Raw genomic sequence first — 25391 nt, 5'->3', positions numbered from 1 at the left:
GGGTATAGATATGTAAACTTTTATACGAATGTGAAGATAAATAGTTTAATTGAAAATTTTTAGGATTCAATTACGTAGTGAAACTCCACGTCGGAAATTTGTTTCATATCATACTTCAGCTGATTTAACTCACAGTAACGCGAAACATCAATCTGACTATGCGGATCTGATGATTTCAACAGAAAGGTTTCGCCTGGATGGCTTTTCAGTGCGCGCTTTAACATCAAGAGTGGCATAGGGCAGAGTTTACCCATGGCATCGATGGTGCGGATCTGATCTGCGTGATCACTCATTTCCGTAATATTCATTCGACTTAAAAAGGGTTTAAATATTAGCAAATAGGATGCCAAATCCCAACTTTTTTAAAAAAAATTAAACGAAATAATAAATAAAAAAACCTTATGCAAATTTCTGAAAAAAATAGCGAAATCAATTAGAACAAACCTAAAAAAAGGCTATTATTTGTCAGAAACCCATGTTAAGCTCGATGCGTTAGTGGGATTTTAGATAAACAAATTGATTGTTTTTCGTCCTACGACTAAATGGATGTAACCGGGATTTTGTTAATAGTTTTACAGAATGATTACAAGCTTAAAAATAATATTTTCAAACTTGTTTGCTCTGCTGTTTGCAACACCGGGTGGTCCTTCTTTTCGGTACAATGAGGATTGACTTATGACAGCTGCTCGCGAACAAGGCGTAGTTAAGTGGTTTAACGATACTAAAGGCTTCGGCTTTATTCAACGTAATGGCGGTGATGACGTATTCGTTCATTTCCGTGCGATCCAAGGTGACGGTCACCGTTCACTTCGTGATGGCCAACGTGTTGAATTCAGTGTTGTAAAAGGCCAAAAAGGCTTCCAAGCTGAAGAAGTACAACCATTAGACTAATCTTCGGATTAAGCTAATAAAACGCCCCAATATAAATTGGGGCGTTTTTTGTTTATACTGTCTATATCTTAGTGATTATCTATTTAGAGCACCGCTTTATGTCATCTGGTTTTGAAACCTTAAATTTACATCCTAATCTAAAACAAGCGATCGATGCTTTAGGCTTTTCTTCTATGACGCCTATTCAGGAGAAGGTTTTAAAATTCACATTGGCAGGTCACGATGCAATTGGTCGTGCTCAGACGGGTACGGGTAAAACAGCGGCCTTCCTGGTGAGTATCATCAATGATCTATTGAGCAATCCTGTACAAGGCCAGCGCTATCGTGGTGAACCACGTGCACTGATTCTGGCACCAACACGTGAACTTGCCCTGCAAATCGAAAGTGATGCGCATGAGCTCACCAAGTTTACTGACCTGAGTGTAGTGACACTGCTTGGTGGTGTGGATTTTGACAAGCAAAAAGCGCAGTTAGATAAAGCTCCTGTTGATATCATGGTGGCAACGCCAGGCCGCTTAATTGACTTTGTTGAACAAAAAGAAGTTTGGTTAGATCAGATTGAATTCTTGGTGATCGACGAAGCTGACCGTCTATTGGATATGGGCTTTATTCCTTCGGTAAAACGTATCGTACGTTTCTCACCACGTAAGGAACAGCGCCAGACCTTAATGTTCTCGGCGACTTTTAGTTATGACGTATTGAATCTGGCACAACAGTGGTTGTTTGAACCGGTCACTGTTGAAATTGAGCCAGAGAAGAAAACTAATGCCGATGTCGAGCAACGTGTGTATATGGTCGCCAAGGCAGATAAATACAAACTGCTACAAGACATTCTGCGTGATGAACCGATCGAGAAGGTGATGATCTTCGCCAATCGTCGTGATCAGGTGCGTAAACTTTATGATCATCTAAAACGTGATAACTATAAAGTGGTGATGCTGTCTGGTGAAATTGCACAAGACAAGCGTTTGAAAATGCTGGATCAGTTTAAAAACGGTAAGCACAACATCATGATTGCCACCGATGTGGCTGGTCGTGGGATCCATGTCGATGGCGTATCGCATGTGGTGAACTTTACTTTGCCAGAACAGTCGGATGATTATGTACACCGTATTGGCCGTACTGGCCGTGCTGGTACCCGTGGCGTGAGTATCAGTTTCCTGTCTGAAGATGATGCGTTCTATCTTCCAGAGATTGAGAAAGCCATTGGCCAGAAATTACCACTGACGCGCCTGGAAGGTTATTGCTAATTTCCAGTTCATAAAAAAACCGCTCATTGAGCGGTTTTTTTATAGTTAATACTTTAATTAACTAGACTGACAACGGAAGGTCAGGGTGGTTTGGTAGTCATCATCTGAGTTAATGCTATTGCCTGTACCCGCGATATTGCCCAGTACTTTGGCAGCTGCCTGAATCATCTGACCAGTTTGTTCATCGACTACGCCTTTGAGTGCGCCATCATAAGTAGATTGTTCATCGACAATAATTGGTGTTGCGCGTGAGCCGCAGGTTTTAGAAGCAGCGTTCACGGCATTGTTTTTGGCAATCACCTGAGTCTTACCTAAGCCAGTGACTTCAAATTGATTATTTTCTTTTTGGATTGCAGTCGTGTTGGTTGGATTGGAGCTACACGCGGTCAAAGCTAGTGCAGTAGCAATCGCTGCACCCATGGTTAATGTTTTTGTCATGTCTAAAACTCGTCAAGATCAGATAATCGTATAATTAATCACATAATAATCTTGATAATTTGTAGAGCATGTATAAGTTTGGCAATTTTCAGTATTAGCCATGTCATCATGATTAAAGCATTTTAAAAATCGTGATCAAAAATGATTAAAGATGAGCTAAAAGTGCTTAAGCAGGCTGAATAAAAATACAGGATATAGAGAATCCCGAGATGAATATGCTAATCTTGATCACAGTTTTTAAGTATAGAAATACAAGGCAATGACCGAATCAACGATCGAAATCGTTCATCAGAATATTCATCAACGTCAATCTATTGGTCAGCTGATTGCTCCAGCACCAAATGCCGAACAGCTGGAAATGGCTTTTCAAGCGGCACTTACTGCTCCTGATTATCATCGTTTGAAACCGACTGAATTTGTGGTTATTCCGGATGACAAGCGTGAAGCTTTTGGTGAGTTGTTGTCACAGGCATTGATTGATCTAGGCCAGACCGAAGCAGCACAGATTGAGCGGGTCAAGCACCATCCTTTCCGTGCACCTTTGCTGGTTCTGGCTTTAACCCGTTTAAAAGACCATCCCAAAGTGCCACATTTTGAACAAATCCTGAGTTCTGGCGCTGCAATTCAGAATTTCTTATTGTCCTTACAGGCTCAAGGTTTTTCGACCATGTGGCGTAGTGGAGCCGTTGTAGAGTCGCTATACTTTAAGCAGGCTTTGGGAATTTCAGAGAAGGATCTGGTTTCAGGCATTATTTATATTGGTACGGCAGCAAAAACGATTGCGCCACGTGCAGAAATCCATACAGAAGAATTTGTCAGCCAGTGGAATCCATCACACTAATTTGGCTGAATATAGGATATTAAAACTACATGTCAGAATTAAAATTTTCAGATCTGGTTGAACCAGTAGAAATTGACCGTAAGACTGCGTTAAGAATTACGGTGTTGGGTGGTGGCAGTTTTGGTACAGCGATGGCCAATACCGCAGTACGCAATGGTTGTGACACCATGATCTGGATTCGTGATGAAGCCACTGCTGCGGATATTAATACCACCCATATTAATAAGCGTTATTTGCCGGATTTCCAATTGGAACCTGCATTATTAGCGGTATCTGATCTGGAACAAGCAGTACGTGACCGTGACATCATTTTGGTAGCGATTCCTAGCCATTCTTTCCGTGATGTACTGAAACAGATTAAGCCGTTTATTAGCTCTCAAGCAGTAATTTCGCTGACTAAAGGGATTGAAGCAAAAACCTTTAGTTTTATGAGCGATATCATTCATGAGGAATTGCCTGAAGTACCGTATGGTGTGCTGTCTGGCCCAAACCTTGCGAAAGAAATTGTCGCTGGGCAACCAGCGGGTACTGTAATTGCGAGTGAGTCAGAACTGGTGCGTTATGCGGTGCAGCAAGCATTACATAGCGCTTTATTCCGTGTCTTTGCCAGCGATGATGTGCATGGTGTGGAACTTGGTGGTGCACTGAAAAATATTTATGCTGTGGCGATGGGTATGGCGGCCGCTTATAACGTTGGTGAAAATACCAAGAGTATGATTTTGACACGTGCCTTGGCTGAAATGAGTCGTTTTGCAGTGAAGCTGGGTGCCAATCCGTTAACTTTCTTGGGATTGTCTGGCGTAGGCGATTTATTTGCGACTTGTAACAGTCCGCTAAGCCGTAACTATCAGGTCGGTTATGCATTGGGTAAAGGTAAAACGCTGGAGCAGGCAACCACTGAATTAGGTCAAACAGCAGAAGGGATTAACACCATTGTGCAGGTGAAAGCGCGCTCTGAAGAGCTGGATGTATATATGCCAATTACCTGCGCTTTGTATGCGGTGATCTTCGAAGGTGCGCCACCAATGAGCATTGCCGTGTCCTTAATGAAAAATGGTCATCGCAGTGATGTGGAATTTGTCTTGCCACATCATCAAGTCTGATTTATAAGTGATGGAACTGGTTGATCAGTCTTGAATTAGGGTCTGATCATCAGCTGAATGAACGAATAGGGAAATGTATGCAACTGACACTCGTGCGTCATGGCGAAGCAGCTCCACCAGTACATGGTAATGACACCAAGCGTCCTTTGACTGAGCGTGGGCATCTGCAGGCAGAACAAACTGCTCAATATTTAAAAGGCGTGATAAAACCAGAAGTCTTTGTCGTGAGTCCGTTGCTGCGTGCCCAAGAAACCTTGGCACATTTGCAAGCTTTTTATAAAGATGTTCCAGTCGTGATCTGTAATACTATTAAACCGGATGATGATGCTAAAGTCGCAGTTGAGTGGTTGTCGCAATTGCCGTATGAGTCAATTGCGGTAGTCTGTCATATGAATGTGGTGGCACATATTGCTTCCATTTTGACAGAGGAATCTTTCCATCCTTTTCATTTATCAGAAGCGCGAATTTATGATCAGGCAGTGATTACAGCAGGGCTATCGACCCAGCAAAAAAGCTTTATTCCAACAGTATAAAAAACTATTAAAACGGCAGAAAACAATCAATGTTGTATTTATGGATGCCAGAAGCCAATGGGGTTTGGCAATGGTCAGATGGGGAATTCTGGAAAAGTGCCGATACACTTGAGCAACTGATTCAGGAGATTCAGGGACAGCATGGGACAGAGGCAACCGTCTTTTTCCCAAGTCGTCATGTGCAGATTTTGCAGCAGACAATGTCCAAAGCCCAGTATAAGAAAATGGGACAAGATGCCATCAAATATTTGCTGGAGGAATATGTCATTCTGCCAGTGGATGCGATGAAAGTACTGCATCATTTTCAGCAGCCCGATCAGCTCAGTGTGCTCGGAATTGCCAATTCAACCGTTGAAACCATGCAGCATGCCTTACATCTGCTGCCGGTCAAAGTCACAGCTTTACTGCCAGATTTTCTGGTCCTGCCGGTTCCTGAAGAAAATCAACATATAATAGCTGAAGTCGCTGGACGGTTGCTGGTCCGTGAATCGGAATATGTCGGTCATTCGGTGGATGATCTGAGTTTGTATCTGGATTATCAGCCTAAAGATGTAAATTACAAAGTCAGCAACCTGAATAACGACCAGCTGCGAAGTCTGGAAGCGTATGTTACGCATGACCAGATTGAATCATTCCAGTACAGCATTCCTCAACTGAAAAAAGCCAAACAGCATCCTTTTAATGTTTTGCCCAAAGCCAAGTCAGATGCGCCGGTTTCCGGTTATTGGAAAGCCTGTGCAGCTGTATTCTTGGGTATTCTGGTATTGCAATTTAGTTATGATGCGGTGCGTTGGTACCAATATAAAAAGATAGCCAATCAAACGGCTTCTCAAGCCATTGACCAGTTTAAATATTGGTTTGGTCAGAACTACCCGGTAAACGAGCAGAATATCAAGAGCCAGTTTGAAGGGCAGATGCGTTTAAGCCAAGTGGCGAATACCCAAGCCTTTGATCTGATCAGTCGAGTCGGACCGATGTTAATGCAAAATCAGATTATTGCACAGCGGGTCAGCTATGATAGCTCAAGTCTGAATATGGATCTGCAGGCAAAGTCTTCTGATGCTCTGAGTACTCTGACGCGTCAATTGACACAGCAAGGCTTTAAGGTGGAACTAGGCAATGTGCAAGCCAATGCCGTAGGTGCAGTTGGATCGGTGAGAATACAATAATGAAAATGCTCGATAATATTCAAACTCAGCTGGATCAGCGCATTGAACGCATCACAGATTATCTGGATAGCCTGAGCACTCGCGAGCGCTATATGGTGATCTTTACCACGATCTTTGTCATCGTGGCTGCAGTCGGTTCCGTGCTATTCTATATGCACAAAGCTGCGGATACCCAGCAAAAGCGCCTGAATACCTTAAAAGACACCTTGGTCTGGATGCAGAGTAACGCAGCGACCATGAAGCCAGCAGGGGATCTGCAACTGGATGCCTCAGAAAAAGTACAACGTGCGGCTCAGCAGCAGGGATTATCGGTTTCATCCCAGCAGCAGGAAGGTAAAATTTTACTGAATGTTGGTCATGAAAATTATTCTGTACTGGCAAATTTCCTGACCCAGCTGGCACAAAGCGGCTTAAGTGTTGAAAAAATGGAACTTATCAGCGACGCTGGGCAGATTAAATTAACAGCGACTGTCATATAACCGGTAAAAATAAAGATTTGCAAAGCATGGTTTTTTTACCGGGCTGTGACTATAATATGCCGACTTAAAAAGCAGTAGACTTTTCTAGATATGTTGTATTCTCTAGCCCGCCCTTTGTTGTTTTCTTTAGCACCAGAGCGTGCACATGAGCTGACACTATCACTGTTGAAATCCTCCCATGCCATGGGGATGATGCGTCAAAATGTTGCTTCTAAACCAGTCACCTGTATGGGAATTGAATTCCCGAATCCGGTGGGTTTGGCAGCAGGTTTGGACAAAAATGGTGCCTATATCGATGCCCTTGCAAGCCAAGGCTTTGGTTTTATTGAAATCGGCACGATTACCCCGCTTCCTCAGCCAGGTAATCCAGAACCCCGTTTGTTCCGTTTACCAAAAGCGAAAGCGATTATTAACCGTATGGGTTTTAATAATGACGGTGTGGACAAACTGATTGAAAACGTTAAGGCTGCAAAATTTAAAGGTGTTCTTGGGATTAATATTGGCAAGAATGCTGCAACTCCGGTTGAAAATGCAGTTGATGATTATTTAATCTGTCTGGAAAAGGTTTATAATTACGCTTCCTACATCACTGTTAATATCTCATCTCCCAACACAAAAAACCTGCGTAGCCTGCAAAGTGGTGATGCGCTTACCGAGCTGCTGGAAACGCTAAAAAACCGTCAGCTTGAGCTTGCTCAAGAAAACCAGCATTATGTACCTTTGGTCCTAAAAGTTGCACCAGACCTCGAAGCTGAAGATATTGCATTTATTGCCCAGCAATTATTGCAATTCAAGATTGATGGTTTGATTGTGACCAATACGACTTTATCCCGTGAAGGTGTTGAAGGTCTGGAACATGCTGAAGAAGCAGGTGGTTTATCTGGTGCGCCGGTCTTTGAGAAAAGTACGGCATGTTTAAAAGCCTTTGCAGATGCGCTGCAAGGACAGATTCCATTGATTGGTGTGGGTGGTATTCTTTCGGGTGCCGATGCCGCTGCCAAAAAGCAAGCTGGTGCCAGCCTTGTACAAGTTTATAGTGGCCTCATATATACAGGACCGAAACTTGTAAAAGACTGTGTTGACGCATTCTGAATTCCATGACTGCTATTGACATCTTTTTACTGTTTATATTGCTCATTGGAGGGCTAAACGGTTTGCGTCAAGGATTTATTAAAGCCTTTGCGAACTTAGCTGGCTGGATTTTTGCGCTGATTGTGGCTGCGAAATATTCAACACTACTTGCGCCTTCCATGCTTGCTCTCAGTACAGATCCAGTGGTACAAAAAATTGCAGCATTCGCTTTCATCGTCCTGATGATTGTGGTTCTGACCTGGATTGTGACCTTCCTACTCAACCGCCTGATGAAAACCCTGAAACTGGGACCTTTAAACCGGCTTGCGGGTGGGGTATTTGGCAGCCTGAAAGGCTTGCTGATTGTTCTGATCACCATGCAGGGCATTGGTCCATGGGTAGAGAGCTCACCGCACTGGAAACAGTCCAAAGTGATTCAGAATTTGCTTCCTTATGCGCCATGGGCGACCCAGATGTCCAAAGATACTGCAAACGAAGCCCTACAACATATCAAGTCTGAAGATTCCAGAAAATCTTCAGATGTATCAGCTGAGCCTGCTGCAAAAAGCAAGTCATCGGCTGAGTCTACGAATAATCCTTTTTATTAATCCTAGCTTGTCTGCGAGGTTGCTATGTGTGGAGTGGTTGGTATTGCTGGTAAATCAGCTGTTAACCAAATGTTGTTTGATGCATTAACGATGTTACAACATCGTGGACAGGATGCAGCTGGGATTGTAACTTGTCACGAAGGCCGCCTGTTCCTTCGCAAAGATGTTGGTATGGTGCGTGATGTATTCCATACCCGTCATATGCGTGCATTACAAGGTAATTACGGTATTGGTCACGTGCGTTATCCGACTGCGGGTACGTCGAGCAGTGCGGAAGCGCAGCCGTTTTATGTGAACTCTCCTTATGGGATTACTTTGGCACATAACGGTAACCTGACCAATGCTGAAGAAATCCATGATGACCTGTTCAAGACTGATTTGCGTCACATGAACACTGATTCTGACTCGGAAGTATTACTGAACGTATTGGCGCACGAATTGCAGAAACGTGGCAAACTGGTACCGACTTCTGAAGATATCTTCCATGCAGTAACGCGTGTGCATGAACGCTGTAAAGGTGGTTATGCAGTGGTTGCTATGATTACAGGTCAAGGGATTGTCGGCTTCCGTGATCCAAACGGTATCCGTCCATTAATCTACGGTTCGCGTGAAACTGAAAATGGTATGGAATATATCATTGCTTCTGAATCTGTAGCGATCACAGCGTTAGGCTTTAAAGTTGAGCGTGATATCGAGCCAGGTGAAGCTGTGTTTATTGACTCGGAAGGTAATTTCTTTACCAAGCAATGTGCAGCAAATCCGGAATACCGCCCATGTATTTTCGAATATGTGTACTTTGCACGTCCAGATGCAATCATTGATGGTATTTCAGTATATAAAGCCCGTCTTAAAATGGGTGAGAAGCTAGCGCATAAAATCCTGCGCGAGTGGGGTGATGAGCACGATATTGACGTGGTGATTCCAATTCCAGATACCTCACGTACTTCTGCGCTTGAGCTAGCAAATACTCTCGGTGTGAAATTCCGTGAAGGCTTCATGAAAAACCGTTATATCGGTCGTACCTTTATTATGCCAGGTCAGCAGTTGCGTAAAAAATCAGTACGTCAAAAGCTGAACCCAGTTGAGCTTGAGTTCCAAGGCAAGAATGTTCTATTGGTCGATGACTCGATTGTACGTGGGACCACCTGTAACGAAATCATCCAAATGGCACGTGATGCTGGTGCGAAGAAAGTATTCTTTGCGTCTGCTGCACCAATGGTGAAATATCCAAACGTGTACGGTATCGATATGCCAGCGAAATCTGAGCTGATCGCATCTGAGCGTAGTGTTGAAGAAATTCGTGAAATTATTGGTGCTGATCGTCTAATTTTCCAGGATCTGGAAGATTTGAAAGATGCAGTGCGTACCAAGATTGTACCGAACCTGCGTGAATTCGACTGTTCTGTATTTGATGGTGTGTATGTGGCGGGTGGTATTAACGAAGAATACCTGGATCAGTTACAGCAAAAGCGTAGTGATGGCGCCAAAAAAGGTGACAAGTTTATTGATGTAAATATTGATGCTGCATCCGTAGACCTGACTGGCGTACGCGAAGTCTAAGTCTTTAAAATCATGAAAAAAGCGGGAATTTCCCGCTTTTTTCATTTATGATTGGGCAAAGCTAAAACAATGTGATCAGGGTGAAGCATTGAAAAGCGTAGGATATGCGTTTATTAAGAATAAAAATATGCTATGGCCAGCCAGTGTCTGTCTGATTGCTGTGCTATTAACAATTGCGATTATTAATACCGTCACTGGTTTACTCGTCCATTATTTTGATCCTACACAATCTATTTATTGGCATGTGTTGAGCCCTTATCTGATCGCGCTGGTCGGTTCGATCATGGTCGTGTCAGTACTGTATGAGTTTTATGTCTTTCGTGCTGGTGGTTATTCTTTGGCTCGTCAAATGGGTGCACGTCGCCTGAGCCTGATTGAAAGCGTACCGGAAGAAAGCATCGCCCTGAAGATTGCAGAACAATTAGCTGATACTTTTCTGATTGAGCCTCCAGCAGTATACGTTTTACCTGATGAAATCGGGGTCAATGCCCTGACCGCGGGTTTTAATCCGGGAAATACGGCTATTATTTTGACTTGGGGAGCTTTACAGACGCTTGATGAAATTGAACTGTATGGCTTGTTGAGCCATGAATTTAACAAGATTCTTTCCGGTGAGGCGGCAGAAAATACCCGTCTCAAGATTCTCTATAGCAGCCTGACTACCTTTAGCCAGTGGGGCAGTAAGATGGCTAAGCGGGGCTTCTATCGCAATGGGATGCCGGCAGAAAACAAGTTTGAAACCCTGTTTGTTGGCATTGGCGCAGTGATCTGGCTGATTGGTAGCCTAGGTGTACTGATTACCCGTTTCATTAAATATATTTCCTTAGGTGGCAGAACCTTTAAAAATGATCAAAAGACCCGTCGCCTGATTCAGAATGATGCCAATGTGCAGACCTTACTACGGATTTATGTGCATCATTCCGGCTCGCAGATTCATAGTGAATATGCCGAATCGATTTCGCATATGTGTTTTGCCAACTCATTGAGTCAGCAGAACTGGCTAAATATCCATCCAAGTATTGAACAGCGAATCTATGAGCTGAATCCATCCTTAATCCAGGATTTACAGCTTGAAAATTTGAAAAAACTGCAAAATCAGCCTCTATTTAGTTTATTTCGATCTCTTGAAGAGATGGCAGTAACCAGCACGGCGGCTTGGAGTTCGCCACAGCCATTGCCTTTATTGCGTCTATCCCCGATCAGTTTTGCTATAAAGGATGCGGTTAAGCCACTAAATCCAGAGAACCGTGCCAATACACCACGACCAGAGCTGATTCAGCGTGCATTGCAAACTGCAACGGGTTCACGAGAAGTGATGGTTGCAATTCTAATGATTCGTCAGTACCGAGAATTTATTCCAACCGAAGCCGAAATCAGTCGGGCGATTGTGGATTCATTATTGAATCTGGATGGGCGGGTACATATTTCAATTTTCCAGCAAGCCTGTAAAAATATTGGTGGCATGCCAACTACGGTAGCACGGCAGTTTGTGATGAAACTGGCACGAATTATTCAGGAAGATGGTGAAATTGGTCTACTAGATGCTTTGCTACTGGAATGTGTGAAATATGAGCTGAACTTACTGCCAGCACATACGCCGACGGCACTGGAAGAAGTTAAACCGCAAATTGTGCGTCTGATTGATGCCTTGCTGCATGTGCAACAGATCAATAGTGATAACCAGCTGGATGTGCGTGAGCGGATTTTAAAACGTATCCTGACCCAAAAAGAACTGGAAATGTATACCGAGATTTCAGATGAGCCGATTGATCTGGCGGAAATTCTGAATGATATTTCGGGACTATTACTGCGTGACCGACTCAGTATATTGGGTATTGCAGAAATCTGTCTCTGGAATGACCGCATCATTACTCAAGATGAATTTGATGTGATGGAATTGCTGTACTGGCGTCTGGGCTTTGAAGTCGATGAAATTATTGATCAGATGCAGAAAAAGAACAGCATCATGATTATTTAATCCAGACTTGAAAGTATTCATTAACTAACGCATGATCTTAAATAATGCTTGAATCTGCATATAAATAAAACGATGAGAGTTACTAAAACTAGATTCTCTACAAATCAATTGTAATGTGCAGTGAAAAATCCGAAAAAGTTCGGCAAAGGAAGTGGAATCCCGTTAAAATATTCAGCCTGAAATAGGTGATGAAAAGAAGATGATAGGGCATCAGCGTGACATACTGGCGACACTAGGAATTGATATCTGGATTCCTCGGGCGGAGCCGTGTCAACCGCATCAGCCTGCATTGTGGCGTGACCAGTCACAACCTGAAGTCCTAAGTGAAATTATCCTTCCTGAGCTTAAAGCTGAAACGCCAGTTATTGAACGTCCTGTTGTACCTATAGAAGTACCTGCGCCAGTTGTCGAAGCACCTACATTCGAAATACCATTTAAGTCAGAACTGGTGCATGAGCTTCGTGAAATTATTGAGGTCGCGCCTTTTAGCTTGCAAGCTTTAAGCTTGGCGCATTGTACTATTGTCATCGATGCCAGCACTTTAACTGAAGATCAGCAGTTGCTCTGGGCGAACATTCAACGTGCAGTGCTATGTGAATTTTCAGAACTCAATTGGCCATTCCCTTGGGATAATGTGCAGGATGGACGTGGTGTAGAATCTTATATCCAGGGTTTTCTGGATGTCATGAGCCATGAAAAAAATATTATTTTCCTTGGAAAAGTTCCGCATTTTTCAAGCAGTAAAATTACTCAATTGGCCTCCCTGCAGGAAATGCTGGATCGACCAATTCTTAAAAAGCGACTCTGGCAGTTTATGCAAAGTAGGCCTGTCAATATGGAATAAATAAGCATGAAGCAAAAAGTTGTTGTATTTAGTCAAATCCATCCAGAAATCCAAGCCAAACTCGAACAACAATATGATGTGATGTATATCCAGCCTAAGTTGGGTGATGTCAATCAACAGATTTTGCAGTATGTAAAAGACGCAGATGCCATGATTGGCGCAGGACGTTTGCTTAATCGAAATAACCTGGCCACTGCGACTAAACTTAAAATTATTTCCAGTGTCAGTGTGGGTCATGACAACTACGATCTTGAATATTTAAATGAACAGAAAATTTATCTGAGTAATACCCCACATGTGCTGACAGAAACCACAGCTGATCTCGCATTTACCTTGCTGATGTCGGCTGCACGTAAAGTCACTTATCTGGATCAATGGACCAAACAAGGGCAGTGGCAGCGTACCGTCGGCGAAGCACAATTTGGGATGGATATCTATGGTAAGACTCTGGGGATGATTGGCTTAGGTCATATTGGCGCAGCGATTGCACGACGTGGATTTTATGGCTTTAACATGAATGTGCTTTATCATAACCGTCGTGAAAAGCTGGAACTGGCGCAGGGCTTAAATGCAGAATATTGTGATTTGAAATCTTTATTGCAGCGTTCTGACTTTGTGGTGGTCGCAGTCGATTTGAATGCGGATTCCAAAGCGCTTATTGGTGCAGAAGAGTTGGCATTGATGCAGTCGCATGCGGTTTTTGTGAATATCTCTCGCGGCTCGGTGGTAGATGAACAGGCATTGATTCAAGCCTTAAAGAATCGCCAGATTTTTGCCGCAGGACTGGATGTCTATCAAAAAGAGCCTTTACAAGAATCAGAGCTATTTAAACTTGATAATGTCGTTACCTTGCCGCATGTGGGTTCAGCAACTGCACAAACGCGGAAACGCATGGCAGAACTGGCGTATCAGAACGTGGTCGATACTTTAGAAGGCCGCATGCCACGCTATGTGATCAATCCGCAGTTTCAATAAAATTAAATAACATTTCCTTGCGTTTATGCCCGTTTTTCAATGGTATATTCAAGCAGGTTTCATCGTCAGGCTTAGAGAATAATTCATTGAAACGTTTGGTTTTGGTTTGTGGATTAAGTGCATGTATCGCGATGGGGCATACAACTTCCGATACTTTTAATACCCAGTCTGCTCAGTTTACTGTTCCTGAAATCGGAGCAGGTGTGGGCCTGATTGATCAGCAAAAAGAACGCATGATCGGTGAAAAAGTCTATCGTCAGGTACAGAAGCAATTGCCTGTGGTGCAAAATCCCTGGATGGAAGACCAGCTGTTTTCAGTGTTTTCACATATTCTCAGTCAGACCCAATTGCAACAACCGATCGGCTTGGTTGTGGTGAATGATCCTCAGATTAATGCATTTGCTGTTCCTGGTGGCTTATTTGCTCTAAATATGGGGCTGCTTAATTCAGCGCGAAATATGGATGAAGTGGCGGGGGTGATGGCACATGAAATTGCACATGTCACACAACGTCATTACAGCCGATCCCAAGAAGCGTTTAAAGGACAGGGATTATTGGCACTTGCCGGAATTCTGGTCGGCGCTTTAGTTGCATCACAAGCAGATGGCGATGCTGGTGCAGCAGTGATGATGGGTTCCCAGGCAGCATTAATGGATCAGCAGTTATCTTATAGTCGTAATCAGGAACGAGAAGCGGACCGAATCGGGATGCAATATATGTATGCTTCAGGTTATAACCCGCAAAGCATGGCCGATTTTTTTGAGGTAATGCATCGCTCGACTAGCCGCTTAAGCTTCCTGCCAGATTTCTGGTTTACGCATCCTTTAACCACTGAGCGTATGAGTGAAGCGCGTTTACGTGCCAACCAGATGCCGAAAGTTAAGCCAAAACTAATCGATCAGAATTTTGAAATTATTCGTTGGTATAGCAAAGTCCTCTCTCGGCAAACTACCGAACAACAACTGCAGATTTTAGCAGGACAAAACAGTTTTGCAGGGCAGTTGGCGCTGAGTGCTTATTATTTGCAGCAAGGTGATGAGGATAATGCGCAACTAGCTTTAGATCAGGCGAAAAAGCATAATCAGATTCATCCTTTACTGGTGCTGTTCCAAACCGATATTTATCTTGGGAAAAATCAGTTAGAGCCAGCGCTACGGAGTGTTCGCTCTGCTGCTTCGATCATGCCGGAAAATCGGGCACTGAATTATAAATATGCAGAAGTGCTGATTCGTATGAAACAGCCTGATCAGGCCAAGATGATCGTGCAGAAATTCTTGCAATCTAATCCACGTGATTTGAGTGCCTGGCGTTTGATGTTATCGGCTACTACTGCAGAGCCTGCGTCTGAGATTAAAACCATCAATGTGCTGCGTTACCGGGCTGAAGTGGAATACTGGGCGGGAAATGAAGAAGCTGCAATTAAATCGCTACTACATGCACAGCGAGTCAGTAAAGGAAATCAGTCATTGTCTGCAAGTATTACACAGCGTTTAAAGCAGATGCAGCAGGAACGTAAATACAAGATTTAATTTTCTAATAAAAAATATCGATAGAGCTGTGATCTGCATCAACCTCTGTGCTTTATTTCAAGCTTGGCATGTACTATGCTGAGCTGCGAATGAAAGCACATGAGAAAGGATGAATGAAAAGAACATTTTTGTGCCTGTTTTTGGTTTGGGAGATGTCAAATAGCTATGCAGCGAGTACCAAGGATTATGTACGAGCAATAGAGCGTATTAGTGATGAATATCATCAGCAGTCACGCGATTTTCTGCGCAGTTTGAATCCACAACAACAGAATTTAACAGCAGGTCAACAGGTCGAATTTTGTGGAATCGTAGGGCGTTATGTAGATCAGCTCTATCAGGCAACCGATAAAAAACGTGATGCATTGGATTTTCAGCTGCAAAAGCTGACGAGGCAAGATATTGTAGATCAGGTAAAATCTTCGAAAATGATGCAATTATTGCAAAGCAAAAATGTGAATTGTAATTTGTGATTTATTAGAATTGAAAAACAGAAATTGGAGTTGCTAAGAACTGGCTAAAGATTCAGTCAGTTCAACGCAAATAGAGATTTAAAGCGGGGGATTATGCCAGTTTAGCTTTGATTTTAGCTGAAACTTGTGCAGGATCGGCGCGCCCGGCTATGAGCGGACGCAGAGAATTCATCACCTTACCCATATCTTTCATGCTAGTAGCTTCTTGCGCTGTAATCGCTTGCGCAATGATGGAATCAAGTTCTTCCTCAGTCATAGCTTCTGGTAGAAATTGAGATAGAACCTCAACTTCGGCTTGTTCCTTACTAGCTAAATCTTCTCGACCAGCACCTGCAAAGGCTTTGATCGATTCTTTACGTTGTTTAATTTGCTTTTCAATGACCGCAAGAACCTGAGCGTCGTCAAGTTCTTTGCGCTCATCGACTTCGATTTGCTTAATTGCCGCCTGAAGACTACGTATTACCGTTAACTTAGACATTTCTTTAGCACGCATTGTTGCTTTCAAAACTTCAGTTATTTGGTTTTTTAAAGTAGTCATTTATTTAGTCCAGGCAGTCAATCACAAATTAATCTTAGTAAAGGCGAGTAGTACGTACTGATTCGCGCGCCAGTTTCTTCTGGTAGCGTTTAACAGCAGCAGCTTTTTTACGTTTACGTTCTTGAGTTGGTTTTTCGTAGAATTCACGTTTACGAACGTCAGCAAGAACGCCCGCTTTTTCGCATGAACGTTTGAAACGACGGATAGCTACGTCTACTGGTTCGCCTTCTTTCAATTTAACTTGTGGCATGAAGAATCCTCATTAAGTTATGGATAAGATCAGGGCCGAATTGCCCTTGATCACAAGTGAAGGTCAGTATTTTACTCATTTACATCTCATATCACAAGTCTATAATAGTTGTCGCAATTGATTTGATACAGGTTATAGGCAGTTTAATGATCGTTTTAGGCTTAGAAACATCGTGTGATGAAACAGGACTCGCGCTTTATGACAGCGAGCTGGGTTTACGCGGCCAGGTTCTGTACAGCCAGATTAAACTGCATGCCGAGTATGGTGGTGTAGTTCCTGAGCTTGCCTCGCGTGACCATGTGCGTAAGTTAATTCCGCTCATTAATCAGCTGCTTGAACAAAGCGGCGTGAAAAAATCTGAGATTGATGCCGTAGCATATACCCGTGGCCCAGGCCTAATGGGTGCGTTAATGACAGGTGCATTGTTTGGTCGTACCTTGGCTTTTGCGCTGAATAAACCAGCGATTGGTGTGCATCATATGGAAGGTCATATGCTGGCGCCATTGCTTTCTAAAACTCCACCGGAATTTCCGTTCGTGGCACTTTTAGTCTCAGGCGGTCACTCACAATTGATGGCAGCCTATGGCATTGGGCAGTATGAACTCCTTGGTGAGTCGATTGATGATGCTGCCGGTGAAGCTTTTGACAAAGTTGCCAAAATGATGGGCTTGCCATATCCAGGTGGTCCAAATATCTCCAAACTGGCTGAGCAGGGTGATCCGAATGCTTTTGCTTTCCCACGTCCAATGCTGCATCAAGGCTTAGAATTTTCATTTAGTGGTTTAAAAACTGCGGTTTCTGTTCAGATGAAGAAACTTGGTGAAGAAAGACGTGATGCTGATATTGCTGCAAGTTTCCAGGAAGCCATTGTCGATACTTTGGTGAAAAAATCAGTTAAAGCACTCAAGCAAACTGGATTGAAACGATTAGTAATTGCTGGGGGTGTAAGTGCCAATAAACGTTTACGTGAACGTCTGGAAGCAGACTTAGCGAAAATCAAAGCAAATGTTTATTATGCTGAACCAGCACTATGCACTGATAATGGTGCCATGATTGCCTTTGCAGGTTATCAACGTTTAAAAGCGGGTCAAAATGATGGTTTAGCTGTGACTACAACACCACGTTGGCCGATGACGGAGTTGACCAATCCTGAAGCGGTTTAGCTTCATTTAATTTATTATTAAAAAATAAAAAACTCGCAAATGCGGGTTTTTTTAAATAAATTCTTATTTGCCAATTATCGTTGACCAAAGAATGTCATCTACTTTCTGAGTGCCGAGGTATACACCTGCTTTTATTGATCCAGGCTCATCCTGACTGATTTTAGTGATTAGTTGAGAGCTGAATAAGCCTTTTTGATGCGTGATGCTGACACTACCTTGTTCAGGTAAATGGTGATAATTGTTTGCTACTGTTTCATTCATAATAAATGGGGTAGAGCCTGTATCAAAACTAAAGGTATATCTAAACGTAGCATCTAATGGTTGACCAATGACCGTACCTTTTGAGTGTAAAGTGCGTACACCATTATTACTGCTACCAAAGTCATCGACTAAGCTGAAGGAATAATCTTTTAACTGTAAATATTCTCGGCTTTCCGCATTATAAACATCACCTTCAATTAGCTTGTTGCTCGCTGTTTTTACACGCTGGAAGCTTAAATTAGAAATATTGTATTTACGTTCTTTACCTAAATCCGATTTTGAAGAAGTAAATTGAATTGAGCCAGAGATCAGATATTGATCTTTCAGGCTAAAGTCCAGGTTATGGCCATAGCGAACATTGTCGAAAGAAACAGTAGTTGTATCGCCATTGGTAGTTTGTGTGATTTTAGAACCTGCTACAAATGTCTTGTCCAGAACAATACAGGTTTCTTTATTGGATTTTAATGTTAGTGTCTTGGTATTGCCACTTGTTGTAACTTCGGCACAAGTTAAATTGCCAATTTTGATGCTGTTTATACCAAGATTAAAAATCTGCACAGCGCGTGCTGTACGTCCAAGCGGATAGTCAGCGAAAATTTCACCCACCATATGAGCTAAAGCTTCATTATAGGCATTTGCCAGTTCGCTTGTGCCTGCTTGACCAGTAAGAGCTTCTTTGATTTTTTCTAGAATATTTGGATCCGTAAATGGAACAAAGTCATCCGGTAATTCAGGAGAAATGGCTTCTGGTAAATTTTCTGGCAAGTCACTTGTAGGAGAGGATTTGCTGCTACTTCCGCTACCACCTCCACCACATGCAACTAATAGTGTACTTAATAGCGCTACGCCACTAACTTTGAATCGAAGTGTCATGATTATTCCCTCAATACATATTTTTTGAATTTATTTAAAAGGAGTATGTTTTTCTTACTAAAGAAGATTGAAGATAAAGTTGCATTTTGAGTTTTTAATTAACAACTACATCTCAAATTCATGGAAATTATGCATAATTATTATAAGTTTACAATTTTGGGAACTTTAGGTTGGAAATAGCCAATTTTGCATATTTTGATAAGTATTTCTTAATAATATTGGTTTTTGTTTTAGAGTAAATGCTCTATTTATTTTGCATTAAAACAATCATCTAGGTACTCATAATAATTTTATAAGAGAACTTGATTTATTAATAATTAGAAAGATTTGGTGAAGAAATAATATTGAAATGTAATGTATTTCTTTGGTGTTTATTTGTTTGAGTGTGTAATTATATAAAGAAATTTTAGAAGGGCTCGAGTAACTAAATTATTTTATATTTAAATTATTTATCAATTTTTCATCTTAATTGAATGGCTCAGTTTTGCTGAAAATCATTTACGAGATGAAACAAAGCTGAGCCAACAGTTTTTTAATTAAATCTTTTAATTTAAGGATTTAAGCTGCTGCGAACCAATCCAATGTTTAGAGAACTGATACGCTGCACGACCTGAACGTTGACCGCGACCCTGACACCAACGCAAAGCTTCAGCACGAGTTTCTGTAGTGAGTTCCATGCTAGCCTGTTTTAGATAATGTTCCACAATTTCTAAGTAAAGGTTTTGATCCATCGGATAGAAAGACAACCACATACCAAAGCGGTCTGATAAAGAGATTTTTTCTTCAATGGCTTCCTGAGGATGAAGTTCAGTGTATTGCGGTACATCTACTTTAGTAACAGGCGTATTTTCATGCATAAACTCAGGTAGTAAGTGACGACGGTTACTGGTCGCGTAGATTACGAAATTACTGGAACCAGATTGTAAAGAGCCATCCAAAACACTTTTTAAACTACGGTAGTTTTCATCTTCAGCATTGAAGGCAAGGTCATCACAATAGACGATAAACTTTTCCGGACGGTCAGCAATCAGTTTCTGAATTTCTGGTAAATCCGATAAATCATCACGTTCAATTTCAATCAGACGTAAGCCTTGATCAGCATATTCAGTGAGTAGGGCACGAACAATAGAAGATTTGCCCGTACCGCGTGAACCAGTGAGCAATACATCATTGGCAGGGAGGTTATTCAGAAATTGTAAAGTGTTCTGAATCACTTTCTCTTTTTGTTTTTCAATGCCTTTTAAATCAGCCAACTGAATTGTTCTCAGCTTATGAATTGGTTTGAGTTGACCATCTTGCCATTTATAAGCATAAGCAGAGAAATCTGGTGCGGTTTTAACTTCCGGCAGGCTTTGCTGAAGCTGCTGCAGAACAGTTGAAAGGGCATTTAAAATATTGTCAGGTAAATCAATTATAGCCATGATCTCAGATTACGTATTTAAATTATGCTCACGATACTACCACTGTAAAAAACGCAGTCAAAGCGAGAAAAATGTGATAATTTGCCAAAGAAAGGAGATTTTCGCTATTGTCCCGTACCTATGATCTGCTTAATTTAAGTATGTTACAGATCTGGTGGCGCCAAAAATAAACATAAGGATCACGCATAGCATGTTGTTAAAAGATTTTACCAGTCATATTAATCCTCATCAGGCTTATCGCATCAAGAAATTAAAGCAACAATTGCAGACTGCTGAAACTTATGAGGAGTGGAAATACATTGCGTTGAAACTAGACGAAGAATCAGGCACGCAAGAATGGAAACTGGATAATTCTTCAGATTATTTTGATGCAGAGGTGATCGCTCATCGTCTTGGTAAACTGCGTCGTTATCGCATGCAAAAGCGTACCCGCGATTTGATGCATATATTGCGTGAAGGGCTAAGTTATGACATTGCCAATATTGCTCATCCTTTACTCTTTATAGAAACTTATGTTGGCACCAAAAAAATTATTGAAGATTATGTTGAAGAAGTAAGCAAGGGATTGGCTTATATTGCTTCGCAAGAATGTGAATGTTTGACGCTTGAAGAAAAAATAGAATATTTTGAACGTTGCCAGCGTGCTTATGGTCAGCCAGCGCTGATGTTTTCAGGTGGTTCAACGCTAGGACTCTTTCATACCGGTGTATGTAAAGCACTGATGGAACAGGACTTGATGCCGAAAGTGGTTTCTGGTTCAAGTGCGGGCGCTATCATGACCGCTATGCTGGGGGTATCCAAGCCTTCTGAATATCCAGATATTCTGCAAGGGCACAACTTCTTTACTGAAGCATTTCATTTTCGAAGTTTCCGTGAGCTGATGAAAGGCAATGGTGGTCTCGCGGATGTGAAATATCTGAAAAAATTCCTAATCGAGAACTTGGGTAATCTTACCTTTGATGAAGCGCTCGAAAAATCAGGTCTACATATTAATGTAGCAGTGGCACCTTATGATGCCGGTCAAGATGCACGGATTATGAATGCCTATACTGCGCCAGATCTTTTGGTCTGGAGTGCAGTATTGGCGTCCTGTGCTGTGCCGATTCTATTTCCACCTGTGCGTCTTACCAGTAAGCGTAGTGATGGGAAATTCACGCCCTATATGTCCTCAACGCGTTGGGTGGATGGTAGTGTACGTAGTGATTTCCCGCAGGAGAAAATGGCGCGGTTGTATAATATTAACTACACCATCGCCAGTCAGGTGAATCCGCATATTGTGCCTTTTATGCAGGATGATGCAGCCCGGTTCCGTAAGGATATGCTGAGCTGGCCACAGCGAATTGCGAGACGTCAAGGCAAAGTATTTGCTAAAGGCATGATGGACTTTACCCGTGAGCGGGCTGGTAGCGTACCACCTGTACGTCGTCTGCTGGACCATGGCTATGGTGTAGTCGATCAGCGTTATTATGGTGATGTGAATATTGTCGGAAAATATGGCCTGCGACATTATACTTATATGTTGCAAAACCCACGTCCGCACCTGTTTAAAATCCTGCAACGTGAAGGCGAGCGTGCCACCTGGCCGAAAATCTCGATGATTGAAACTCAGGAACGGGTAGGAAAGACCATACAGCATTGCCTGGAACTACTGACATATCAACATGCACCTGAACAGCAGAAAGAAGAATATATTCCCGTTGATATCTAGTCGTGACCTGAACCAGATTAAATTTGAATTAAATACAAAGCCACGTAGTCTGGCTTTTGGTCGTCGACTATATAAGGGTAGCTTGGGGCAGCAGACATTCTGGCTGAAGGTGCAGCAGCAAGATTCGACTGTAAATAGTCAGCGCGGCTTTGAAAATGAATTTGCTTTTTATCGGACGTTATCTATAAATTCCCAAGCAAAGTTTTTGGTGCCTCATTTACTAATTAATTCAGACATCGTCGTCAATGGGGAAATTTTTCGGCAGGGGATATTCTTACAGGATTGTCCTTCTCATTTTGCGATTAATCCTCATGATCTAAGCTTGAAAGAGATTCAGGCACATTTGCTTGCAGCCTTGGATGCGGTGATGAATCTGTATCAAGGTGGTTATCTACATCACGATTTAAAAGCAGAACATTTTGTCCAGTGCAATGGTCGTGTCTGTTTGATTGATTTTGAACAGGCACGTCGGATCATAGATGTTCCATCTCAAATGCTGGATGCAACGCTACGTTATATGGCGCCAGAGTTGTTTCATGCCGAAGCAAAAACTATTCAATCCGATATTTATGCTTTAGGAATCATCTGGCTGGAATGGTTTAGCCAGGCACGACTGAGTGCTAGAACTTATGAGGACTGGGCTTATCTGCACTGCCAGCGTTTGGAAATTCGGCTACCAAACAAATTTAAGACTTTTCAAAGTGTATTAGAAGGTATGCTGAGCAGGCACAAGTCATCACGTTTTTCGGATTTTGAACAGATCAAAGCAGCTTTATTAACTGTAATCGACTGATAAAAATACAAAAATCAACACTTTGTTTTTTATTTAATCAAACGGCAAGAGTTTTATGAAAAAGTTCTTGTCAGGCCAAAATGATCTCTATAATATACACAGCCATCGGGGACGTGGCGAAATTGGTAGACGCACTGGATTTAGGTTCCAGCGCCGCGAGGTGTGAGAGTTCGAGTCTCTCCGTCCCCACCAAATTTACTTATGAGAATGAGTAGAGATGGCCGAGTAGAGGATTGGTGTAATGGTAGCATGACGGTCTCCAAAACCGTTCGTCAAGGTTCGAATCCTTGATCCTCTGCCATTAAAGTTTGAGAAATCCAACGATAAGTTGGTACCCGATGGGGACGTGGCGAAATTGGTAGACGCACTGGATTTAGGTTCCAGCGCCGCGAGGTGTGAGAGTTCGAGTCTCTCCGTCCCCACCACTCAAAAGAGACAAGGTTGATGCCTTGTTTTTTTTTGCCTGAAGTTTAATGGTGAGCTTTCATCTCTGATTCAAACCTTAAAAATTAAAGCTGTTCGAAGCTTCATAATCATCATTCAAAGAAAAATTTATAAAAGCCTAGTTGATTGAATAAGGATTCCTTTCAGTAATTTATAGAAGGAAAGGGAAGCCAGCTTTTATAATGAATAGAATTTATAAAAAGAGGTCAGATTTATTGATTCATTTAAGAAGATAGTTCTTGGTATGCATTGTTGATTGAAGACAGTATTTAAAAATAAGACTTTCAATAGAGTTATTAAGATACTTATCGATTCTTGGATGAAACCGCTCTTAATTTTTTAAAAATATTGATCAAAATGGCTGGAAAAATTAATTGCTTAATTTTTGATTAAATAAGGCTTTATTGCTCATTTAATCGCTTGTCAATAAAGCCTGATCTCTATAATATACAGGTCAGCGGGGATATGGCGGAATTGGTAGACGCACTGTGTTCAGGTCGCAGCGCCTTCTGGGCGTGAGAGTTCGAGTCTCTCTATCCCCACCAAATTTAAAGAAACAAGGTTTGATACCTTGTTTTTTTTTGCCTGAAATTTGATTAGTACAAGGCTAAATATTGATTTCTTATATTGTGATCAAGCTGTATAAGTGACGGGCAGATGAGTAAATCAGATGATCTCAATGACTGAATCGGTGAATGAAGAATAAAAATGACGCAATTTCCTGTATTAATTTGATGAAAAATAAAAAAATACAATTAACTGCTTAATTTATAGCAGATTAGGCTTTTATTGCTCGCAAAATGGCTTGTCAAAGGGAAATGATCTCTATAATATACACAGCCATCGGGGACGTGGCGAAATTGGTAGACGCACTGGATTTAGGTTCCAGCGCCGCGAGGTGTGAGAGTTCGAGTCTCTCCGTCCCCACCAAATTTACTTATGAGAATGAGTAGAGATGGCCGAGTAGAGGATTGGTGTAATGGTAGCATGACGGTCTCCAAAACCGTTCGTCAAGGTTCGAATCCTTGATCCTCTGCCATTAAAGTTTGAGAAATCCAACGATAAGTTGGTACCCGATGGGGACGTGGCGAAATTGGTAGACGCACTGGATTTAGGTTCCAGCGCCGCGAGGTGTGAGAGTTCGAGTCTCTCCGTCCCCACCACTCAAAAGAGACAAGGTTGATACCTTGTTTTTTTTTGCCTGAAATTTTATAGCCATAAAAAAAGCCCATCGAAATGGGCGAGCTTGGCGTTAACTTAAGATGCGTGAAATTGATCTTTCGCGTTAAAAGTGACGCAAATTAAGCTTTCAAATGGTCTTCGAATTCTTCACCCAATTGCATAGCCAAGGTATTTCCAGATAGATCGCAGGTCACTAGACCATATTCTTTTTTAAAGCTGAATGTAAAACCACGATTGTCTGCCAAGGTACGTACTGAATACCCCAATTTTTCAAGCCATAGACGAAATGCCAGAAGATTTTTTGCTTTCACCACTTTTTTCACGAGATAACTCCTTCATCACTGTTCTTTAATAAATTAGGGTGAATAAAATTTTTTTAAAGGGTAAATTTTTAAAAATTCTTTAAATTTCCTGAAAGTGGCTTTTTTATGTGCAAATATTTGAGTGAAAAATCATCAATAAATAGCTAAATTTATGATTTATGAATGCTTTTAGATGTTGTAACTAAATATTAGATATTAAGCCCTGAGTGATTGTATTTCATACATTTTAAAGTCCTGAGGATATTGCTGTCCGGAATGATATAAATTTAGCTGATTTTTTATTCATTTCAATGGGCTAAGGAATTAACTGAATCGTATAGTCGATCATTTTTTGAAATGAGCGTCCCTCGATTGATGCACAGAATAATTTATACTGGCAAAAAATAGTGAGCCTGAATAATGTCACAAGTGAATATTGAGCAGCACGTAAAGGACTGCATTGAACGTATGCAGCAAGAGGGTCAGACAGCAGTTGCTGTTATGTTAGGACATGAAGACTGGATCGAATTTACGGTACAGTCTCAAGTGGCATATACACCATTCGGCAGTGCAAGACGTTATCAGCCAGCATTCGGTGGTTTATTATTAGTACGAGTGGATGAAATGCATGCTTTACGCGTAGTGACTCAGGCAGAGCTGGATGCCTACGCGCAAAGCAATCAGATTCTATAAGATCTGTATTTAGAAAGAACTGTA

The 25391-nt window shown here is 41.9% G+C and carries 26 protein-coding genes and 7 tRNA genes; 26 read left to right on the top strand and 7 right to left on the bottom strand.

Annotation, left to right across the window (positions count from 1 at the left end; all coding sequences use genetic code 11):
- Positions 1 to 59: 59 nt before the first annotated feature.
- Positions 60 to 293 carry a sulfurtransferase TusA family protein gene (locus BS636_RS14845; RefSeq protein ID WP_213064227.1) on the bottom strand — a complete coding sequence of 78 codons (234 nt, stop codon included), beginning with the start codon at positions 291 to 293 and terminating at the stop codon, positions 60 to 62.
- Between the two features lie 382 nt (positions 294 to 675).
- Here BS636_RS14845 and BS636_RS14840 point away from each other — a divergent pair, with 382 nt between their 5' ends.
- On the top strand, positions 676 to 891 hold the full coding sequence (locus BS636_RS14840) for a cold-shock protein (RefSeq protein ID WP_004280099.1): 216 nt from the start codon (positions 676 to 678) through the stop codon (positions 889 to 891).
- Positions 892 to 989: 98 nt separating this feature from the next.
- Entirely contained in the window at positions 990 to 2141 is a 1152-nt protein-coding gene (gene rhlB / locus BS636_RS14835) for an ATP-dependent RNA helicase RhlB (protein WP_099339477.1), read from the top strand.
- Positions 2142 to 2198: 57 nt separating this feature from the next.
- Here rhlB and BS636_RS14830 read toward each other — a convergent pair whose 3' ends face one another.
- The gene (locus tag BS636_RS14830) at positions 2199 to 2579 is read right to left on the bottom strand and encodes a hypothetical protein (protein ID WP_171266036.1); all 381 of its coding nucleotides are present in this window, start codon (positions 2577 to 2579) and stop codon (positions 2199 to 2201) included.
- Positions 2580 to 2838: 259 nt separating this feature from the next.
- On the opposite strand from BS636_RS14830, the gene BS636_RS14825 reads away from it, so the two are divergent.
- From BS636_RS14825 to BS636_RS14765, 13 genes are all read left to right on the top strand, one after another.
- The gene (locus BS636_RS14825; protein WP_099339475.1) at positions 2839 to 3420 is read left to right on the top strand and encodes a nitroreductase family protein; all 582 of its coding nucleotides are present in this window, start codon (positions 2839 to 2841) and stop codon (positions 3418 to 3420) included.
- 29 nt (positions 3421 to 3449) lie between these two features.
- Entirely contained in the window at positions 3450 to 4523 is a 1074-nt protein-coding gene (locus BS636_RS14820; protein ID WP_099339474.1) for an NAD(P)H-dependent glycerol-3-phosphate dehydrogenase, read from the top strand.
- A 77-nt stretch (positions 4524 to 4600) separates the two neighbouring features.
- Entirely contained in the window at positions 4601 to 5056 is a 456-nt protein-coding gene (locus tag BS636_RS14815) for a phosphoglycerate mutase family protein (RefSeq protein WP_099339473.1), read from the top strand.
- A gap of 29 nt (positions 5057 to 5085) precedes the next feature.
- Entirely contained in the window at positions 5086 to 6225 is a 1140-nt protein-coding gene (gene gspL / locus BS636_RS14810; protein ID WP_099339472.1) for a type II secretion system protein GspL, read from the top strand.
- Positions 6225 to 6704: a type II secretion system protein GspM gene (gene gspM / locus BS636_RS14805; protein ID WP_099339471.1), complete on the top strand. Its 480-nt coding sequence runs from the start codon at positions 6225 to 6227 to the stop codon at positions 6702 to 6704. Before gspL ends, gspM begins: the two co-directional genes overlap by 1 nt.
- A gap of 90 nt (positions 6705 to 6794) precedes the next feature.
- The gene (locus BS636_RS14800) at positions 6795 to 7796 is read left to right on the top strand and encodes a quinone-dependent dihydroorotate dehydrogenase (protein WP_099339470.1); all 1002 of its coding nucleotides are present in this window, start codon (positions 6795 to 6797) and stop codon (positions 7794 to 7796) included.
- A 5-nt stretch (positions 7797 to 7801) separates the two neighbouring features.
- Complete coding sequence (locus BS636_RS14795; protein ID WP_099339469.1) at positions 7802 to 8383, top strand: CvpA family protein; 582 nt, start codon at positions 7802 to 7804, stop codon at positions 8381 to 8383.
- A gap of 24 nt (positions 8384 to 8407) precedes the next feature.
- Positions 8408 to 9943, top strand: a complete 1536-nt coding sequence (gene purF, locus BS636_RS14790) for an amidophosphoribosyltransferase (RefSeq protein ID WP_099339468.1) — start codon at positions 8408 to 8410, stop codon at positions 9941 to 9943.
- Positions 9944 to 10031: 88 nt separating this feature from the next.
- Positions 10032 to 11921, top strand: coding sequence for a M48 family metalloprotease (locus BS636_RS14785; protein WP_171266035.1), 1890 nt, complete (start codon positions 10032 to 10034; stop codon positions 11919 to 11921).
- 199 nt (positions 11922 to 12120) lie between these two features.
- The gene (locus BS636_RS14780) at positions 12121 to 12765 is read left to right on the top strand and encodes a hypothetical protein (RefSeq protein ID WP_099339466.1); all 645 of its coding nucleotides are present in this window, start codon (positions 12121 to 12123) and stop codon (positions 12763 to 12765) included.
- 6 nt (positions 12766 to 12771) lie between these two features.
- Positions 12772 to 13740 (top strand): 2-hydroxyacid dehydrogenase, encoded by a 969-nt coding sequence (locus BS636_RS14775; protein ID WP_099339465.1) that lies wholly within the window; start codon positions 12772 to 12774, stop codon positions 13738 to 13740.
- Positions 13741 to 13826: 86 nt separating this feature from the next.
- The gene (locus tag BS636_RS14770; protein ID WP_171266034.1) at positions 13827 to 15269 is read left to right on the top strand and encodes a M48 family metalloprotease; all 1443 of its coding nucleotides are present in this window, start codon (positions 13827 to 13829) and stop codon (positions 15267 to 15269) included.
- A gap of 113 nt (positions 15270 to 15382) precedes the next feature.
- On the top strand, positions 15383 to 15739 hold the full coding sequence (locus BS636_RS14765) for a hypothetical protein (protein WP_099339464.1): 357 nt from the start codon (positions 15383 to 15385) through the stop codon (positions 15737 to 15739).
- 91 nt (positions 15740 to 15830) lie between these two features.
- On the opposite strand, the gene BS636_RS14760 is transcribed toward BS636_RS14765, so the two are convergent.
- Both BS636_RS14760 and rpsU read right to left on the bottom strand, forming a co-directional pair.
- Complete coding sequence (locus BS636_RS14760; protein ID WP_099339463.1) at positions 15831 to 16277, bottom strand: GatB/YqeY domain-containing protein; 447 nt, start codon at positions 16275 to 16277, stop codon at positions 15831 to 15833.
- A gap of 34 nt (positions 16278 to 16311) precedes the next feature.
- Positions 16312 to 16527, bottom strand: coding sequence for a 30S ribosomal protein S21 (rpsU, locus tag BS636_RS14755; RefSeq protein WP_001136722.1), 216 nt, complete (start codon positions 16525 to 16527; stop codon positions 16312 to 16314).
- A gap of 146 nt (positions 16528 to 16673) precedes the next feature.
- On the opposite strand from rpsU, the gene tsaD reads away from it, so the two are divergent.
- A complete protein-coding gene (tsaD, locus tag BS636_RS14750) occupies positions 16674 to 17690 on the top strand; it encodes a tRNA (adenosine(37)-N6)-threonylcarbamoyltransferase complex transferase subunit TsaD (RefSeq protein ID WP_099339462.1) in 1017 nt (338 codons plus the stop codon).
- Between the two features lie 63 nt (positions 17691 to 17753).
- Here tsaD and BS636_RS14745 read toward each other — a convergent pair whose 3' ends face one another.
- The gene (locus tag BS636_RS14745; RefSeq protein WP_099339461.1) at positions 17754 to 18824 is read right to left on the bottom strand and encodes a hypothetical protein; all 1071 of its coding nucleotides are present in this window, start codon (positions 18822 to 18824) and stop codon (positions 17754 to 17756) included.
- A 545-nt stretch (positions 18825 to 19369) separates the two neighbouring features.
- Positions 19370 to 20245, bottom strand: a complete 876-nt coding sequence (locus BS636_RS14740; protein ID WP_099339460.1) for an ATP-binding protein — start codon at positions 20243 to 20245, stop codon at positions 19370 to 19372.
- Positions 20246 to 20435: 190 nt separating this feature from the next.
- Between BS636_RS14740 and BS636_RS14735 the strand changes: the two genes are divergently transcribed.
- From BS636_RS14735 to BS636_RS14695, 9 genes are all read left to right on the top strand, one after another.
- Positions 20436 to 21953, top strand: coding sequence for a DUF3336 domain-containing protein (locus BS636_RS14735; protein ID WP_099339459.1), 1518 nt, complete (start codon positions 20436 to 20438; stop codon positions 21951 to 21953).
- Entirely contained in the window at positions 21943 to 22746 is an 804-nt protein-coding gene (locus tag BS636_RS14730; protein ID WP_228206911.1) for a protein kinase domain-containing protein, read from the top strand. The genes BS636_RS14735 and BS636_RS14730 overlap by 11 nt, the downstream gene beginning before the upstream one ends.
- 107 nt (positions 22747 to 22853) lie before the next feature.
- A tRNA-Leu gene (locus tag BS636_RS14725) sits at positions 22854 to 22938 on the top strand.
- Between the two features lie 35 nt (positions 22939 to 22973).
- Positions 22974 to 23047 (top strand) — tRNA-Trp (locus tag BS636_RS14720).
- Between the two features lie 39 nt (positions 23048 to 23086).
- Positions 23087 to 23171: transfer RNA gene (locus BS636_RS14715), tRNA-Leu, on the top strand.
- A 478-nt stretch (positions 23172 to 23649) separates the two neighbouring features.
- A tRNA-Leu gene (locus BS636_RS14710) sits at positions 23650 to 23735 on the top strand.
- Positions 23736 to 24035: 300 nt separating this feature from the next.
- Positions 24036 to 24120: transfer RNA gene (locus tag BS636_RS14705), tRNA-Leu, on the top strand.
- Between the two features lie 35 nt (positions 24121 to 24155).
- A tRNA-Trp gene (locus tag BS636_RS14700) sits at positions 24156 to 24229 on the top strand.
- Positions 24230 to 24268: 39 nt separating this feature from the next.
- Positions 24269 to 24353 (top strand) — tRNA-Leu (locus tag BS636_RS14695).
- 138 nt (positions 24354 to 24491) lie between these two features.
- Here BS636_RS14695 and BS636_RS14690 read toward each other — a convergent pair.
- Positions 24492 to 24695 carry a hypothetical protein gene (locus BS636_RS14690; RefSeq protein ID WP_004812366.1) on the bottom strand — a complete coding sequence of 68 codons (204 nt, stop codon included), beginning with the start codon at positions 24693 to 24695 and terminating at the stop codon, positions 24492 to 24494.
- A gap of 399 nt (positions 24696 to 25094) precedes the next feature.
- Between BS636_RS14690 and BS636_RS14685 the strand changes: the two genes are divergently transcribed.
- Positions 25095 to 25367, top strand: a complete 273-nt coding sequence (locus BS636_RS14685) for a hypothetical protein (protein ID WP_099339457.1) — start codon at positions 25095 to 25097, stop codon at positions 25365 to 25367.
- Positions 25368 to 25391: the final 24 nt, after the last annotated feature.

This window comes from Acinetobacter sp. LoGeW2-3 (assembly GCF_002688565.1).
Classification (GTDB): Bacteria; Pseudomonadota; Gammaproteobacteria; order Pseudomonadales; family Moraxellaceae; genus Acinetobacter.
Note: the sequence above shows the minus strand (reverse complement) of the source record. Positions and strands in the feature narration are given on the sequence as shown.

Coding starts and splice junctions, on each gene's coding strand:
- BS636_RS14765 (WP_099339464.1), top strand. CDS start 15,383: ATGAAAAGAACATTTTTGTGCCTGTTTTTGGTTTGGGAGATGTCAAAT.
- purF (WP_099339468.1), top strand. CDS start 8,408: ATGTGTGGAGTGGTTGGTATTGCTGGTAAATCAGCTGTTAACCAAATG.
- rhlB (WP_099339477.1), top strand. CDS start 990: ATGTCATCTGGTTTTGAAACCTTAAATTTACATCCTAATCTAAAACAA.
- BS636_RS14780 (WP_099339466.1), top strand. CDS start 12,121: ATGATAGGGCATCAGCGTGACATACTGGCGACACTAGGAATTGATATC.
- BS636_RS14775 (WP_099339465.1), top strand. CDS start 12,772: ATGAAGCAAAAAGTTGTTGTATTTAGTCAAATCCATCCAGAAATCCAA.
- BS636_RS14830 (WP_171266036.1), bottom strand. CDS start 2,579: ATGACAAAAACATTAACCATGGGTGCAGCGATTGCTACTGCACTAGCT.
- BS636_RS14760 (WP_099339463.1), bottom strand. CDS start 16,277: ATGACTACTTTAAAAAACCAAATAACTGAAGTTTTGAAAGCAACAATG.
- BS636_RS14840 (WP_004280099.1), top strand. CDS start 676: ATGACAGCTGCTCGCGAACAAGGCGTAGTTAAGTGGTTTAACGATACT.
- gspL (WP_099339472.1), top strand. CDS start 5,086: ATGTTGTATTTATGGATGCCAGAAGCCAATGGGGTTTGGCAATGGTCA.
- BS636_RS14815 (WP_099339473.1), top strand. CDS start 4,601: ATGCAACTGACACTCGTGCGTCATGGCGAAGCAGCTCCACCAGTACAT.
- tsaD (WP_099339462.1), top strand. CDS start 16,674: ATGATCGTTTTAGGCTTAGAAACATCGTGTGATGAAACAGGACTCGCG.
- rpsU (WP_001136722.1), bottom strand. CDS start 16,527: ATGCCACAAGTTAAATTGAAAGAAGGCGAACCAGTAGACGTAGCTATC.
- BS636_RS14745 (WP_099339461.1), bottom strand. CDS start 18,824: ATGACACTTCGATTCAAAGTTAGTGGCGTAGCGCTATTAAGTACACTA.
- BS636_RS14845 (WP_213064227.1), bottom strand. CDS start 293: ATGAGTGATCACGCAGATCAGATCCGCACCATCGATGCCATGGGTAAA.
- BS636_RS14795 (WP_099339469.1), top strand. CDS start 7,802: ATGACTGCTATTGACATCTTTTTACTGTTTATATTGCTCATTGGAGGG.
- BS636_RS14735 (WP_099339459.1), top strand. CDS start 20,436: ATGTTGTTAAAAGATTTTACCAGTCATATTAATCCTCATCAGGCTTAT.
- BS636_RS14685 (WP_099339457.1), top strand. CDS start 25,095: ATGTCACAAGTGAATATTGAGCAGCACGTAAAGGACTGCATTGAACGT.
- BS636_RS14740 (WP_099339460.1), bottom strand. CDS start 20,245: ATGGCTATAATTGATTTACCTGACAATATTTTAAATGCCCTTTCAACT.
- gspM (WP_099339471.1), top strand. CDS start 6,225: ATGAAAATGCTCGATAATATTCAAACTCAGCTGGATCAGCGCATTGAA.
- BS636_RS14820 (WP_099339474.1), top strand. CDS start 3,450: ATGTCAGAATTAAAATTTTCAGATCTGGTTGAACCAGTAGAAATTGAC.
- BS636_RS14825 (WP_099339475.1), top strand. CDS start 2,839: ATGACCGAATCAACGATCGAAATCGTTCATCAGAATATTCATCAACGT.
- BS636_RS14800 (WP_099339470.1), top strand. CDS start 6,795: ATGTTGTATTCTCTAGCCCGCCCTTTGTTGTTTTCTTTAGCACCAGAG.